The following is a 13565-nucleotide window of genomic DNA, read 5'->3' as shown; positions in this document are numbered from 1 at the left end:
GGGGCGCGGGAACGGCGAGGCGGCCCGGTCGTGGTGACCGGACCGCCGGGTACCCCGCTGCCGAAACGATTCAGCCGGTGGGCTGCCGGGTGCGGGCGATCAGCGCGTTGAGCAGTGCGGCCCCGCGCTCGGCGTCGTCGACGCTGACCGCGAAGTCCGTGCCCCGACGGGTGCGGACCACCAGGCAGACGCCCGGGCGCACCATCACGGTGGTGCCGAGCCCGTTGATCCGGTAGCCCCAGCCGCCCGACTGCGCGGCGGTGCGCCGCTCGGCGCGGGCGGAGTCGAGCTCGGCGGGGGACCAGCGGCGGGCGGGCCACCCGAACGGGCCGAAGCCGACGGTCAGGCCGCGCTCGGTCACCCGGGTCCGTACCGAGGAGCAGCCGAGGAGCGCGAGGGCGCCGACGGCGAGCGGCAGCACCAGCACCCAGTCCAGGTCGACGACCCCGCTCGCGGTGAGCAGCACCCCCGCCACCGAGAGCAGCCCGAGCACCGCGGCGGACAGCTGCAGCCACGGGTTGGCGGCCTGGGAGAGCCAGACGACCTGCTCGCCCGGCGGCACCTCCAGCGCCGGTGCCCCGGCCGCCGGGTGCCGCTCCGGACGGCCGCCGTAGCGCCGGCCCGCCAGCACCGCCAGCAGCCCGGCGAGGCCGGTGGCCAGCAGGATCAGGACCACCTCGATGCCCATCGGGGCGGCGTCCTGCCAGCGGGCGCGGTCCAGATTGGCGTGCACGATGGAGGCCTGCGCCCCCGTCAGCAGCACCCCGCCGGCCGCCAGCATCGCCGACCCGACCCCGGGCGTCCGGCCGGCCCAGTACCGCCGCAGGACCATCGAGATCAGCACCAGGACCGCCCAGAACGCGGCCGGGAAGACCGTGGCCGCCGTCAGCGACATCGAGCCGTCCGGTTCCCGCCCGCCCCAGTGGGTGGCCAGTGGGTCCGGCAGCCGGTGGCGCGCCACCAGCGGCAGGGCGACCAGCAGCGCCAGCACCCCGACCGACCAGGCCGCCGCGGCCCAGACGGCGCCACCGGGCGCCGGTGGCCGCGCGGCGGCCGGCTCCGTGGTCGGTTCCGTGGTGTTCCCCGAGTCCGTCACGACATCCCCCTGATCATGTCCACGAGATCGTTCCTGCTGTAGCCGGCCCGGGCCGCGTCCTCGACCAACTGCCGTACCCGGTCCACCAGTTCGGAGCGGGTGTCGGCGCCGGTCGCGATCGTGATGCCGCGGCCCCGGCGGAACTCCAGCACCCCCTCGTCGCGCAGCGTGCGCAGCCCGCGCAGGACGGTGTTGGTGTTCACCCCCAGGGCCCGGGAGAGCTCCCGGGCCGGGGGCAGCTTGTCCCCGGGGGCGCACTCGCCCTCGGCGACGGCTCGTCTGATCGCGCCGGCGACCTGTTCGTGCAGTGGTCGGGTGTCCCCGATGTCCAGCTTCAGCAACATGGTGCTAGTGACGATAGCACCATTCACGTCTGGTGCCACGGCCCCGGGACGGCGGAACGGGCAGCGGTGGGGGCGGGTCCCAGGACCCGCCCCCACCGCCGTCAGCGCCGACAGCGCGCTCCGGCTACCTCCGCTCGTCCTCGATCAGCCCGAACTCCTGCATCAGCTCGCCGATCTCGGTGGCCTCCAGCCGGCGCAGCAGCCGCTTGCGCAGGAACTCCGGCCCGGGCAGGTCGAGTTCGGCGCCGTCCCGGAGCCGGGTGGTGGCGGCGAGCAGCTTGCGCACGTCGTAGGTGGAGTTGAACACCTCGGGCACGCCGCGCTCGACGTCGAGCAGCCGGTAGACGGCCTCCATGCCGGTGCGCACGGAGTACTCGGTGGTGAAGATGCAGTCCCGGGTGGTCTCCGCGAACTGGCCGATGAAGGCGAAGTTGACGGCGCCCTCCGGCACCACGTCCGGCCGGTCGCCCGCGTGCCGGGGCAGGAAGAAGGACGTCACGTACGGCATCATCACCGGCACGCAGCGGGCGGCGTTCGCGGCCAGGTCGGGGATCTCGCCGACCGGGACGCCCAGGTGGTACAGCCACTCCTGGGTGATCTCCTCACCCGCGCAGTCCTGCATCGGCTTCTTCACGAAGTCGCCGGGTCGGTCGACGAACAGCGAGTAGACCCAGACCACGATCCGGTCGGCGGGCTGCTGCTTGAAGTGCGGCTGGCGGTTGACCGTCCAGCTCAGCAGCCAGGAGGAGTCCCGGGCGGTGACGATGCCGCCGGTGACCACGCCGCCGCCGAACGGGTCGCGCCGGGCGACCTTCTGGATGTAGCGCGGGATGCGCGGGTCCAGGGTGGTGACGGTCGCCGACTCCCACTTGCTCTCCGGGATGTTGCCGCAGAACACCTCGGGGCGGCCGAAGGCCGGGTCCTTGGCGGCGATCCGGCGCCACAGGTCCCAGGCCGGGGCGGGGCCCTCGTCCAGCCGGGCCGGGGTGTGCTGGTCGCCGTCGTCGGAGTTCTCGGTGAGCGAGCCGATGGTGGTGAACACCAGGTCGTCCGGGCCGAGGTCCACCCCGCCCTCCCGGCCGGCCTCCCGCCAGTGGATCCGGGTGGCCTGCTTGCGGCCGGGGGAGCCGTCGCTGCCGGGGGCGAGGTCGAAGTCGATGTCGGTGACCTCGACCTCGTAGCGGAACCGCACGCCCTGGTCCGTCAGCCAGCGGGTCAGCGGCAGGACCATCGACTCGTACTGGTTGTACTTGGTGAACTTCAGCGCGGACAGGTCCGGCAGGCCGCCGATGTGGTGGATGAAGCGGTGCAGGTAGAGCTTCATCTCCAGCGCCCCGTGCCACTCCTCGAAGGCGAACATGGTGCGCCAGTACAGCCAGAAGTTGCTGTCCAGGAAGTTCCGCGAGAAGACCTCGTCGATCCGCTTGCCCTCCAGCTCCTCCCGGGTCGCGAGGAAGACCCGGACCAGGTCCTTCTGCGCCTTGTCGTCGAGCGCGAACAGGCCGTCGGTGCGCGCGTCCTGGCCCCGCCGTTCGGTGACCCGCTGGAGCGAGAAGTTGGGATCGTCCTTGTTGAGCCAGTAGAACTCGTCGAGGACGGAGGCGCCCTCGACCTCCAGCGAGGGCACCGAGCGGAAGAGGTCCCACAGGCACTCCATGTGGTCCTCCAGCTCGCGCCCGCCGCGGACCACGAAGCCCTTCTCGGGCACCTCGATCCCGTCCAGCGCGCCGCCGGCCAGCTTCAGCCGCTCCAGGATTGTGATCCGCTCGCCGGGCACCTGGCCGTCCCGGACCAGGAACGCCGCCCCGGCCAGTGCGGCGAGCCCCGACCCGACGAACCAGGCCCGCTTGCGGTCGGCCCCCTCGGGCTTCCTCGGCCGGGCGAACGCCTCGTAGTTGCCGCTGCTGTAGTACAAGCCCGTGCTCCCTAGAACGTTCGACATCGAACCGCCCGGCGGGCATGCCGAATCCCGGCGGGCCGTCTCCATCCACCCATCCGGCGGTGATCTTCGCCCGCTGAGTAGGCCGAACGGGTGAGACGCAGGTGGTCCCGGCGGCGCGGGAACCCGGCGGGCCGCGTATGGAGCGCGTTGGGAACGCCCTCCGGGACGTCAGGAAGCCGTCAAGGAGCGCAGGTCAGCCCCGGCACGGCGGTTGGCTGGGGGGCGACGGAGAACACGACCACACGAGGACGGAACATGCACGGCAACGGGCGGCACGAGGACGGCGCGGCACCCAGGGTGGTGGTCGGGGTCAGCGGCTCGCTGGGCAGCCTGGCCGCACTGCACCGGGGCGCCGCCGAGGCCCGCGACCGCGGCGCCGTCCTGGTGCCGGTGCTCGCCTGGGAGCCCCCCGGCGGCGAACACGGCTACCGGCGCTCGCCCTGCCCGCCGCTGCTCGCCGCCGTCCGGGAGGCCGCCGACCAGCGCCTGCGGGACGCCCTCGACGCGGCCTTCGGCGGCGCCGGCCCCGGCGTGCCGACGCGCCCGGTGCTGGTCCGCGGCGACACCGGCCCGGCCCTGCTGCACATCGCCGACCGGCCGGACGACCTGCTGGTCCTCGGCCACAGCGGCGGCCCGCTGCGCCGCCGGCTGCGGCGCGCGGTGCCCGCGTACTGCGCCCGGCGGGCCGGCTGCCCGGTGCTCACCGTCCCGGCCCCCGAGCTGCTGCACGACCTGGAGGCCCTGCACCGCCGCACCCGCTGGCACCTGCCGGTCGGGCCCGCGCCCGAACTCCTCGCGGCGGAGCGGTAGTCCGCGGTGCGGATGTACTCGGCCCGCCCCGGCGGCACCCGCTACCACCCCGTGCTGGAGCGGCTGTCGGCCGGCACCGCGGGCAGCGTGGCGCTGCTCGCGGGCGGCGGAGTGGCGCTGGTGCTCGGCGTCCTCGGCGAACTGCACTCGGGCCCGCTGCCGTACGTCGGCTACCTGGCGCTGTGCGCCCTGGTCGGCCGCCGCTCCCGGCCGGCGGCCGCGCCGCTGATCGGCCTGGCCGCCTGGCTCTGCCGCAACGCCTTCGCCGAGCACCACCACGGCGAACTCGGCTGGGCGGGACCGTGGGTGGAGGCCGGGCACTACGCGGTGTTCACCGCCGCCGCCCTGCTGGCCGCCCTGCCCGCCGCCCTCCCGCGCCACTCGGTGCGGGTGGCGCTGCTGCGCCCGGACCGCCCGGTCTGAGGCGCGGCCCGTGAACGGTCCGCCCGTACGGACGGACCGCGCCGAGAAACCGGGGCTCCGGCCGGTATCCGGAGCCCCCCGGTGAACCGGTGGGGACAGGTGGCCGGGCGCGCGGAGCGGTCGACGGTTCGGACAGCGGGCCCGCCCGTACGGACGGGCCCGCCGCGACCGCCCCGCGCGCCCCGGTCATAGGCGCGTCCCGGTCGGAGACACGGGGGCGCGCGGGGACGCGCGGGGGACGCGCGCCTACAGCGCGAGCATCGTGCGGTGCGCCACGGTGGTGTCCCGCAAGGGTTTGAGCGCGAGCCGGACCAGGGCCAGGGCGTTGTCGTCCCCGGCGATCCGGTTGGCGCTCAACTCGCCGCAGGACAGGCACTGGTGGATGATCATCCACTCGCCGTCGGCGCGGACCGACAGGCTCAGCGCGGTCATCCGGCCGCCGCAGCCGGCCGCCCGGTCGCCGGGTGTCCGGCCGTCGACATGACGGCTGGCCAGGCAGTTCGGACAGTGGTTGCGGTGGGCGGTGCCGGGGGCGTCCAGTGGGACGTCCAACCGGCAGTCCACGCAGCGGAAGGCGTGCGCCCGGTGCCCGCCCTGCCCGTGCAGGACGTCCTTGTACCGCTGCGGGCGGCGGTCCCGCCGACCCCCGCCGCCGGTGTTCTTGCGTCGTGGCATGGTTCGGTCCTCCCTCTTCCGGGCGCGCTTCAGAGGGTGCCGAACGCTTCGAGCGGGAACGGCGGTTGGGCGAGCGGACGGACGGCCATCCGCATCAGGACGAGCTGGTTGTCGTCCGTGCAGACCGGGGTGGACGTCAGCTCGTCGCAGCGCACGCACCGGTGGACGACCGTCCAGTCGCCGGTGCGCAGCACGGCGATGGCGATCGGCGACATCCGGCCCAGGCAGTCGCTCGGCCCGCCCTCGACGTGGTCGAGGACGTGCTGGGAGTGCAGGCAGGACGGGCAGTGGTTGCGCCGCGTGCCGTCGGCGGCGTAGGTGGAGACGGTCAGACCGCACCAGGCGCAGGCGAAGGTGGAGGTCTTCAGAACGGGGGGAGTGCTGGAGGTGCTGGACACCCGGGGTGCTCCTTGCTGGGGGGTTCGTGCAGTGGCAGCAAGAGCAGGCCGAGCGGCCTCGACTGGTCGTCAGGCGATGCTCGTCAGACGGTGGTCGTCGGACGGTGGCGAGGCGCACTCGGCGCGATCCGGGACATCAAGACACCCTCTCCGGTCGGGCGGCAGCCCGGGTCGATCGGTACGGAACGGCGTCAGCCTAATCACGCCGGTCGCCCGGGCGCCAACGGTTTTCTCCCCGCTCCGGCCCTCGCTGCGGCGCCGGACATAAGGGCGCGCACGATGTCGGTATGGAGGTGACCAGGATGCCGTCGGCGCTCGGTCCCGGCCCCGGCCCTGCCGACGGTCCAGGCTCCCGGTCAGTCGTCGGCGGGCAGCTCCGCCGGGACGGCGAGCACGTCGACCAGGGCCTCGCCGCGCAGGACGGTGAGCGGGAGCGGGCGGCCGATCGCGTCGGCCAGCATCAGGCGCTGGAGCGCCTGGGCGCTGCCCATCGGCTCCCCGGCGGCGGTGAGCAGCAGGTCGCCCTCGTGCAGCCCGGCGCGGTCGGCGGGCGCGCCGGGCACCACCTCGACGATCCGCAGGCCGGTGCGCTGCCCGGTGCGGTGGCGCGGGGCGGGCGGCAGGGGCGCGGGCACCCCGGCGAGGCCGAGGTAGGCGCGGCGGATCCGGCCGTCGGCGAGCAGCGCGGCGACGATCCGGCGGCTGGTGGCGTCGATCGGGACGGCCAGGCCGAGCCCGTTCCCGGCCACCGCCGTGGTGATGCCTACCACCTCGCCGTCCGCGGTGGCCAGCGCGCCGCCGGAGTTGCCCGGGTTGAGCGCGGCGTCGGTCTGGATCACGTTGTCGATGACCCGCACCGCGCTGCCGGAGCGGGCCGGGATCGAGCGGCCGAGCGCGCTGACCACGCCCGCCGTGACCGACCCGGCCAGGCCCAGCGGGTTGCCGACGGCCACGACCAGCTGCCCGACCCGCAGGCCGGTCGCCTCGCCGAGCGTCACCGGCGACGGGGTGGGCCCGTCGGCGCGCAGCACGGCCAGGTCGGAGAGCGGGTCGGCGCCGATGGTGTGGAAGGGGGAGGTGGTGCCGTCGGCGAAGGCCAGCGTCCCGGCGTCGGCGTGGCCGACCACATGGGCGTTGGTGAGCAGGAACCCGTCCTCGGTGAAGACCACCGCCGAGCCGGGCGCGGTGCTGAACCAGCCGCCCCGGCCGCGCCGGGGCACCTGGAGCGCGGCGACCCGCGGGGTCAGCGCGGCGGCGACGGAGGTGACGACCCGGGAGTAGGCGTCCAGCGGCGCCTGCGCCTCGGGGACCGGGCCCGGCCCGGGGAGCGTGTCGGCCATGGTGCTCACCCCTCTCGCGGGCGCGGTTCTCACGATGGCACCAGATGGCAACAACGGTGGGGCGCCCGGTCTTCCGGGCCTGCAGCCGGCGCCGTCCTGACGCTTTCTTGACGTGCGGAAAATGCCCAAGAGAAGGAAAAGCGAGCGTATAGTCCGAGTAAAGCCGCAGTCGTGGGAGGGCCGATGGAAACGACCGTGCCGGAGCCGGACCGGCGGGACTCGCCGGTCTCACCGAACTCGTTGAACCCACCGGAATTACCGGATTCGCCGGTCTCGGCGGGCGACCCGGCCGCGCCGGGTGTCCTCGACCCGCTGCTGCGCCCCACCCGGGAGGCGCTGCTGGCCCGCCGCGCCCACCCGGCCCCGCGCTGGAAGCGCCTGCTGCAGCCGGGCCCGTCCGGTCCGGCGGCCTGGATCCGGCCGGAGGCCGACGCCCAGGCCGAGCGCCTCGGACGCCGTACGCCCGGCACCGAGCACGTCCTGCTCGCCCTGCTGGCCGTGCACGAGGTGGCCCGCCACGAGCCGCGGCCGGTGGAGGAGGACGGCGCCGGCGAACTGCTCGCCGGTCTCGGCCTCGACTACGCCCGGGCGCACGCCGCGCTCGACTCCGGCGAGGTGACGCTGCCCGCCGACCCTCGCTCGGTGGAGGCCTACCTGGCCGACGTCGCAGGTCAGGGCACTGATCGGTTGCTCCGGGCGTTGTTGGAGGAGGACACCCGGGCCCGACGCCTGGTCGACGCCCTGCGGGGCTGAGGGCTACGCGCCTGGGGCCCGCGTGGCCGCGACAAGCCGAGAAGCCGAGAAGAAGGGACACCCCGATGCACGTCACCCTCGCCGAGGAGCTGATGCTGCTCTCGCTGGACGACGAGTCCGGCGTGGCGAAGGACGCCGCCACCGCCGCCTGGGCCGCCGCGGGCGGCATCCTGGCCGAGCTGGTGCTGGCCGAGCGGGTCGCGATCGAGGAAGGCCGGCTCACCGTCACCGACCGCACCCCGACCGGCGAACCGCTGGTGGACGGCCGGCTGGCCCGCCTCGACGAGTGGGCCGCCGGACGCCGCTCCGGCAAGGCCAAGGCGGCCGACTGGCTGACCAGGGACCGGTCGACGGTGGTCGCCGACACCGTCGCGCGGCTGTGCGAGCGCGGCCTGGTGGTCGAGGAGCGCCGCCGCGCGCTGGGCATCTTCCCGGTCCGCCGCTACCCGGAGGCGGACGGCGGCGCGGAGCGCGAACTGCGCGCGCGGCTGGCCGCGGTGGTGCTGGACGGCGCCGAACCGGACCTGCGCACCGCCGCCCTGGCGGCCCTGCTGCACGGCTCCCGGCTGCACGGGCTGGCCTTCCCCGAGCTGCCCCGCAAGCAGGTCGAGCCGCGCTTCGCCGAGATCGCCGCCGGTGACGGGGCGGCCGATTCCGTCCGCGAGGCGATCCGGGCCGTGCAGCTCACCATGGCCGCCGTCACCATCGCGACCACCGTGGCGGCGACCACCGCGGCCACCATGTGAGTGCGTCGGGCGGGTCGGGCGCGGCCCACCCGCCCGCGTGCGCCGTACCGCTCAGAGCACCGCGGCGCCGAGGGTGATCGAGCCGAGCACCACCAGCACCCCGAGCGCGAGGAACCCGTACTCCAGTCCGGCGCGCTCCCGCCCGTCCACCAGCACCTGCCGCGGGTCCGCCGGGTCGTAGCGGACCGGGACGAAGCCGCCGTCCGGCAGCGGGTGGCGGGCGGTGGAGGGGACGGGGGAGAAGACCTCGACCACCCGGCCGTCCTCGGTCTCGAACTGGAGCAGCGGCCGCGGCGGCAGCGCGCGGTCCTCCGGCGCCGCGGCGCGCTCGCGCACCAGCGCCCGCACCGGGACGCCGACCCGGCGCAGCCGTCGCAGTTCGCGCAGGCCGACCACCCCGGCGAGGTAGGCGACCACGCCGCCCAGCGCACCGAACACCACCACGGCGAACCCGGCCGTACCGCCGCCCATCGCCGCCTCCCTGTCCGACCCGTCCGACCCCGACTGACCTTGACCGACCCTGTCCGGGGCTCCCCCAGGGCTCCAGTATCGCGCGGGGAGGCACTCTTGACGCCTCGGAATGGTCCAGTCCACTCTGGGCGACGGCATGTTCCTGTCGCCACCGGCCCCGTCCTCCGGCCGGCCCCGACCACCGCAAGGAGCACCGTCCGTGACCAGGCGCCCCGTTCTCCTCGCCGCGCTCACCGTCCTCACCCTCGGCAGCGCCGCCCCCGCGGCCGTGGCCACCGACTCCGCCGCCCCGGCGGCCGTGGTCAAGGTCGGCACCGCCAAGCAGCTCCAGAGCGCGCTCGCCGCCGCCGCGCCCGGCCAGACCATCCAGCTCGCCGACGGTACCTACACCGGCACCTTCAAGGCCACCACCCCCGGCACCGCCGCCGCCCGGATCACCCTCACCGGCTCGGCGAAGGCCGTCCTCACCACCCCCACCGGCGGCGGCTACGGCCTCCACCTCGACGGCGCGAGCTACTGGACCGTCCAGGGGCTGACCGTCACCGGGGCCCAGAAGGGCATCATGGCCGACTCCGCCGACTACGTGGTCCTCGACGACGTGACGGTCCATCACACCACCATGGAGGGCGTGCACTTCCGCAACTCCAGCGCCCACGGCACGCTGCGCGGCTCGCGCATCCACGACACCGGCCTCAGCCGGGACGGCATGGGCGAGGGCGTCTACGTCGGCACCGCCAACACCCTGACCGACCACAGCGACTACGTGCGGATCACCGGGAACACCTTCGGCCCGAACATCGGCGCCGAGAACGTCGACCTCAAGGAGGGCACCGTCGGCGGCCTCGTCTCCGGCAACACCTTCGACGGCGACGGCCTCACCGGGCGCAACTACGACGACTCCTGGGTCGACGTGAAGGGCAACGGCTACGTCATCGAGAACAACACCGGCCGGCGCACCACCGACGACGGCTACCAGGTCCACAGCGTCCGGCCGGGCTGGGGCTGCGGCACCGTCTTCCGGGGCAACCGCTCCGACCTCACCGGCGCCACCGGCCCGGACCGCTACGCGATCGACGTGACCGACTACGACGCGGCGACCTGCACGGTGACGATCGGCGCGGGCAACACCGTCACCGGGGGCCGGGGGCTGGTGAACCCCGGCATCCCGGTGGGCTGAGGCCGGACCCTACAGGTCCCCGAGCGGCACCTTCGGGTCGGCCAGCGCCTTGGTGTCCACCACCCGCCCCGAGCGCACCAGTTCGCGGATCGGGTCGGTGACGTCCCAGACGTTGACGTTCATCCCCGCGAGCACCCGGCCGCCGGAGAGCCAGAACGCGATGAACTCGCGGGTGGCCGGGTCGCCGCGGAACACCACCCGGTCGTAGCCGTCGGGCTCGACGTAGCCGACGTACTCCATGCCGAGGTCGTACTGATCCGTGAAGAAGTAGGGAACCCGGTCGTACACCGCGTCCGGCTGCCCGAGCAGCGCGCGGGCGGCGGTCTGCGGCTGGTTGAGCGCGTTGGCCCAGTGCTCGACCCGGACGTGCCTGCCGAACAGCGGGTGGTAGGCGTTGGCGACATCGCCGGCCGCGTACACGTCCGGGTCCGAGGTGCGCAGGTGCTGGTCGGTCTTGATCCCGTTGTCGACCTCCAGCCCGGCCGCCTCGGCGAGGCCGGTGGCGGGGGCGATGCCGATGCCGACGACCACCGCGTCGGCCGCCACCGTCGTGCCGTCGGCGAGCTTCACGCCGGTCACCGAGCCGCCCTCGCCGGTCAGTTCGGCCACCTTCACGCCGAGGCGCAGATCCACCCCGTGCTCCCGGTGCAGGTCGGCGAAGACCTGGGCGACCTCCCGGCCGAGCACCCGCAGCAGCGGCAGTTCCAGCGCCTCCAGCACCGTCACCTCGGCGCCCGCCTCGCGGGCCGCGGCCGCCACCTCCAGCCCGATCCAGCCCGCGCCGATCACCGCGATCCGGGCCCCGGGCCGCAGCGCCGCCCTGATCCGGTCGCTGTCCTCGACCCGGCGCAGGTAGAGCACCCCGTCCTGGTCCGCGCCGGGCACCGGCAGCCGGCGCGGCACCGAGCCGGTGGTCAGCAGCAGCTTGGCGTACTCGATCCGGCCGTCGTCGGCGAGCGTCACGGTGTGCCCGGCCGGGTCGATCGCGGCCACCGCCGTGCCCAGCCGCAGCGTGACGTCGTGCTCCGCGTACCACTGCGGCGGGTGGACGTAGATCTTCTCCCGGGGCGTCTTGCCCTGCAGGTAGCCCTTGGACAACGGCGGCCGCTCGTACGGGCGCTCGTGCTCCTCGCCGATCAGGACGATGCCGCCCCGGTAGCCGGCCTCGCGCAGCGCCTCGGCCGCCTTCGCGCCGCCCAGGGACGCCCCGACGACGACGATCGGGCGCTGCCGCCCGCCGTCCGCTCCGGTGGTCCCGGTGTCCGTGCCCGCCATGCTCGACTCCTCGTTCTCCGGCCGTGGTCGGGGTCAGCCTGCCGCCGTCCGGGTGGTCTGTCGAGACCGCGCCTGGCGCGCCGCGCCGCGCTCGCCCGTACGAGTGAACGCGGGCGTCGCGAGGGTCCCGTGCGGGCCTCAGGCCGTCATCGCCTCCCTGACCAGCGCGGTGTCGGTGAACTGCTCGAAGCGCACGATCCGGCCGCCGCGCACGGTGAAGTGGTGGGCGACCCGCACCGCGAGCGGTTTTCCGGTGGCCCTGTGGACGGCCGTGTAGCGGGCCAGGACCACGACGTCCTCGCCGTCCACCACGTAGCTGTCGTCGTGCGCCGTCCAGTCGTCCCAGTCGGCGGCCAGCCGCTCCATCACGTTGGTGGTGACGCCCTTCGGAGTGCGGTAGGTGCCGCCCAGCGGGAAGCCGGCCATCTCGGTCCACTCCACGTCCTCGGCCAGGGTGGCGCGCAGCGCGGCCAGGTCGCCCCGGGCGGAGGCCAGGTACTGGCGGCGCACCACGTCGGCGGGGGACTGCGACTCGGCGAAGGAGGCGACGTCCCGGGGGATCTCGATCACCGTCCGCTCACCCCCACGCCATCTCGCCCATGACGACCTTGGTGCCGATGTCCACCGCGATCCGCAGCCCCAGCGTCGGGAAGCGCCGCTCCAGCGCCTCCTTGGCGGCGGCCGCGTCCGCGGCCCGGCCGATCTCGGTCTCGAAGGCGCGCAGGTAGGCCCGGGTGTGGTCGACGGCGTTCAGGTCCGTGGGCGCGCCGGCGATCCGGTGGCCGGCCGCCACCCAGGTCGGGTGGAGCGCCTCGATGCCGTCCAACAGGTCGATCCAGGCGGCCCGTTGGGCGGAGGTCGGGGTGTCGGCGGTCCACACGTGCAGCCCCTCGAAGAGCAGCACCCCGCCCAGCACGGCCCGGTGGTGGTGCTGCCAGAGGTAGTGCCGGTCCGGCAGGTGGAAGTCGGCGCCGCGCAGCTCGAAGCGGTGGCCCTCGAAGACCAGCTCGTCCCCGTGCAGCACCTCGGGCCGCACCAGCCGGGTGGGCAGCTCCGGGCCCAGGTGGGCCCAGGCGCGCAGCTTGGACTCGTACGTCTCCTGGATGTGCTCGACGGTCGTGGCGGTGGCCAGGAAGCGGGCCCGCGGGAAGGCGTCCTGGACCTCCTGGGCGCCGAAGTAGAAGTCCGGGTCGCCGTGGCTGACGAAGACCGTGGTCAGCTCCTTGCCGCTCGCCCTGATCCGTTCCACCAGCCGGCGCCCGTCGGAGCGGGTGAACCCGGCGTCCACCAGCAGCGCGTCCTGCGGGCCGGTGACCAGGACGGAGGTCTTGTTGAGCGAGCTGTCGGGGCTGTCGATGATCTCGAAGTCGAGTGCGCTCATGCTTCTTTCGTCCTTCCTCGGGCCGGTCACGCCTCGCGGTCAGCATCACCGGTCCGCGGCCCGTCCGCATCCGGAAGGCCTAGGGCCTGTCTTCAAACTCCCGGCGTCGCCCCGCAGACGCGAGTTTGAAGACAGGCCCTAGCCGCGGGTCCAGAGCGTGAGGTCGCTGCTGGTGGCCACCGCGAGGGTCCGGCCGGTCGGGGAGAAGCCGGCCGCGCGGAAGGTGGACCAGGAGGAGTCGAGGACCAGCCACCAGCTCTCGCCGTGCTCGCCCTGCCACGGCCCCCGGCCGCTGGCGAGCAGCACCCGGTGGTGCGGCCACTCCGGCGCGACCACCTCGATGTGCCAGCCCCCGTCGGCGGCGGTGTGCAGCCCGCCGCCCCACGTCCCCGCCACCGGGATGCGCACGTCCGCGACCTGGCCGAGGCCGGGGCAGGCGAGGTCCTGGCCGTCCGGGTCCTCGGCGGGCTCGTGGTCGCGGGCCAGCTTGAGGCCGGTCACCGCGTCGAACAGGCCGTGGCCGCTGTGCGAGACCGTCAGCACCAGGTCGTGCCCGCTCTCCGGGTGGACGGCGAAGCCGATGCCGAGCAGCCCGCCGACCGCGATCATCCCCCGGCCGACGGGCCGCCACGGCTCCGGCGGAGCGGTCACCCCGGCGGCCATGATCCGGTCGCGGAGGTGCTGCTGGTGCGGGGTGAGAGCCATGGGGCCGATCATCCCACCGGGGTCGGGGC

The 13565-nt window shown here is 74.6% G+C and carries 16 protein-coding genes; 5 read left to right on the top strand and 11 right to left on the bottom strand.

The window, feature by feature from the left end:
- Positions 1 to 70: 70 nt before the first annotated feature.
- From ACFY4B_RS32475 to ACFY4B_RS32465, 3 genes are all read right to left on the bottom strand, one after another.
- Entirely contained in the window at positions 71 to 1096 is a 1026-nt protein-coding gene (locus ACFY4B_RS32475) for a DUF1648 domain-containing protein (protein WP_387974012.1), read from the bottom strand.
- On the bottom strand, positions 1093 to 1440 hold the full coding sequence (locus tag ACFY4B_RS32470; protein ID WP_074005740.1) for a GntR family transcriptional regulator: 348 nt from the start codon (positions 1438 to 1440) through the stop codon (positions 1093 to 1095). The genes ACFY4B_RS32475 and ACFY4B_RS32470 overlap by 4 nt, the downstream gene beginning before the upstream one ends.
- A 124-nt stretch (positions 1441 to 1564) precedes the next feature.
- Entirely contained in the window at positions 1565 to 3355 is a 1791-nt protein-coding gene (locus tag ACFY4B_RS32465) for an oleate hydratase (protein WP_387974009.1), read from the bottom strand.
- Between the two features lie 282 nt (positions 3356 to 3637).
- Between ACFY4B_RS32465 and ACFY4B_RS32460 the strand changes: the two genes are divergently transcribed.
- Both ACFY4B_RS32460 and ACFY4B_RS32455 read left to right on the top strand, forming a co-directional pair.
- Complete coding sequence (locus ACFY4B_RS32460; RefSeq protein WP_387974006.1) at positions 3638 to 4192, top strand: universal stress protein; 555 nt, start codon at positions 3638 to 3640, stop codon at positions 4190 to 4192.
- 6 nt (positions 4193 to 4198) lie between these two features.
- On the top strand, positions 4199 to 4615 hold the full coding sequence (locus ACFY4B_RS32455; RefSeq protein WP_387974003.1) for a hypothetical protein: 417 nt from the start codon (positions 4199 to 4201) through the stop codon (positions 4613 to 4615).
- A gap of 246 nt (positions 4616 to 4861) precedes the next feature.
- Here ACFY4B_RS32455 and ACFY4B_RS32450 read toward each other — a convergent pair whose 3' ends face one another.
- From ACFY4B_RS32450 to ACFY4B_RS32440, 3 genes are all read right to left on the bottom strand, one after another.
- A complete protein-coding gene (locus tag ACFY4B_RS32450; RefSeq protein WP_387974000.1) occupies positions 4862 to 5290 on the bottom strand; it encodes an RNHCP domain-containing protein in 429 nt (142 codons plus the stop codon).
- A gap of 29 nt (positions 5291 to 5319) precedes the next feature.
- Entirely contained in the window at positions 5320 to 5688 is a 369-nt protein-coding gene (locus ACFY4B_RS32445; RefSeq protein ID WP_049655414.1) for an RNHCP domain-containing protein, read from the bottom strand.
- Between the two features lie 356 nt (positions 5689 to 6044).
- Positions 6045 to 7028: a S1C family serine protease gene (locus ACFY4B_RS32440; protein WP_387973997.1), complete on the bottom strand. Its 984-nt coding sequence runs from the start codon at positions 7026 to 7028 to the stop codon at positions 6045 to 6047.
- A 183-nt stretch (positions 7029 to 7211) separates the two neighbouring features.
- Here ACFY4B_RS32440 and ACFY4B_RS32435 point away from each other — a divergent pair, with 183 nt between their 5' ends.
- Together ACFY4B_RS32435 and ACFY4B_RS32430 are read left to right on the top strand one after the other, a co-directional pair.
- Positions 7212 to 7781, top strand: a complete 570-nt coding sequence (locus tag ACFY4B_RS32435) for a Clp protease N-terminal domain-containing protein (protein ID WP_387973994.1) — start codon at positions 7212 to 7214, stop codon at positions 7779 to 7781.
- Positions 7782 to 7846: 65 nt separating this feature from the next.
- Positions 7847 to 8527 (top strand): GPP34 family phosphoprotein, encoded by a 681-nt coding sequence (locus tag ACFY4B_RS32430; RefSeq protein ID WP_387973991.1) that lies wholly within the window; start codon positions 7847 to 7849, stop codon positions 8525 to 8527.
- A gap of 51 nt (positions 8528 to 8578) precedes the next feature.
- Here the strand turns inward: ACFY4B_RS32430 and ACFY4B_RS32425 are convergent, their stop codons facing one another.
- Complete coding sequence (locus tag ACFY4B_RS32425; RefSeq protein ID WP_117492909.1) at positions 8579 to 8998, bottom strand: DUF3592 domain-containing protein; 420 nt, start codon at positions 8996 to 8998, stop codon at positions 8579 to 8581.
- Positions 8999 to 9197: 199 nt separating this feature from the next.
- Between ACFY4B_RS32425 and ACFY4B_RS32420 the strand changes: the two genes are divergently transcribed.
- Positions 9198 to 10175, top strand: a complete 978-nt coding sequence (locus ACFY4B_RS32420) for a right-handed parallel beta-helix repeat-containing protein (RefSeq protein WP_387973988.1) — start codon at positions 9198 to 9200, stop codon at positions 10173 to 10175.
- Positions 10176 to 10184: 9 nt separating this feature from the next.
- On the opposite strand, the gene ACFY4B_RS32415 is transcribed toward ACFY4B_RS32420, so the two are convergent.
- From ACFY4B_RS32415 to ACFY4B_RS32400, 4 genes are all read right to left on the bottom strand, one after another.
- A complete protein-coding gene (locus ACFY4B_RS32415) occupies positions 10185 to 11450 on the bottom strand; it encodes an NAD(P)/FAD-dependent oxidoreductase (protein ID WP_387973985.1) in 1266 nt (421 codons plus the stop codon).
- A 138-nt stretch (positions 11451 to 11588) separates the two neighbouring features.
- A complete protein-coding gene (locus ACFY4B_RS32410) occupies positions 11589 to 12020 on the bottom strand; it encodes a nuclear transport factor 2 family protein (protein ID WP_369808330.1) in 432 nt (143 codons plus the stop codon).
- 7 nt (positions 12021 to 12027) lie between these two features.
- Entirely contained in the window at positions 12028 to 12831 is an 804-nt protein-coding gene (locus tag ACFY4B_RS32405) for an MBL fold metallo-hydrolase (protein ID WP_049655396.1), read from the bottom strand.
- A 138-nt stretch (positions 12832 to 12969) separates the two neighbouring features.
- Complete coding sequence (locus tag ACFY4B_RS32400; RefSeq protein WP_049655393.1) at positions 12970 to 13536, bottom strand: hypothetical protein; 567 nt, start codon at positions 13534 to 13536, stop codon at positions 12970 to 12972.
- Positions 13537 to 13565 lie beyond the last annotated feature (29 nt).

Source organism: Kitasatospora sp. NPDC001261 (genome assembly GCF_042896795.1).
In the GTDB taxonomy this organism is placed as follows: Bacteria; Actinomycetota; Actinomycetes; order Streptomycetales; family Streptomycetaceae; genus Kitasatospora.
The sequence above is the reverse complement of the archived record's forward strand: the minus strand, read 5'-3'. Positions and strand labels throughout refer to the sequence as shown.

What these genes read in the sequence shown, in the direction of transcription:
- ACFY4B_RS32400 (WP_049655393.1), bottom strand. Translation starts at nt 13,536, where the DNA reads ATGGCTCTCACCCCGCACCAGCAGCACCTCCGCGACCGGATCATGGCC.
- ACFY4B_RS32415 (WP_387973985.1), bottom strand. Translation starts at nt 11,450, where the DNA reads ATGGCGGGCACGGACACCGGGACCACCGGAGCGGACGGCGGGCGGCAG.
- ACFY4B_RS32405 (WP_049655396.1), bottom strand. Translation starts at nt 12,831, where the DNA reads ATGAGCGCACTCGACTTCGAGATCATCGACAGCCCCGACAGCTCGCTC.
- ACFY4B_RS32450 (WP_387974000.1), bottom strand. Translation starts at nt 5,290, where the DNA reads ATGCCACGACGCAAGAACACCGGCGGCGGGGGTCGGCGGGACCGCCGC.
- ACFY4B_RS32460 (WP_387974006.1), top strand. Translation starts at nt 3,638, where the DNA reads ATGCACGGCAACGGGCGGCACGAGGACGGCGCGGCACCCAGGGTGGTG.
- ACFY4B_RS32425 (WP_117492909.1), bottom strand. Translation starts at nt 8,998, where the DNA reads ATGGGCGGCGGTACGGCCGGGTTCGCCGTGGTGGTGTTCGGTGCGCTG.
- ACFY4B_RS32435 (WP_387973994.1), top strand. Translation starts at nt 7,212, where the DNA reads ATGGAAACGACCGTGCCGGAGCCGGACCGGCGGGACTCGCCGGTCTCA.
- ACFY4B_RS32440 (WP_387973997.1), bottom strand. Translation starts at nt 7,028, where the DNA reads ATGGCCGACACGCTCCCCGGGCCGGGCCCGGTCCCCGAGGCGCAGGCG.
- ACFY4B_RS32430 (WP_387973991.1), top strand. Translation starts at nt 7,847, where the DNA reads ATGCACGTCACCCTCGCCGAGGAGCTGATGCTGCTCTCGCTGGACGAC.
- ACFY4B_RS32470 (WP_074005740.1), bottom strand. Translation starts at nt 1,440, where the DNA reads ATGTTGCTGAAGCTGGACATCGGGGACACCCGACCACTGCACGAACAG.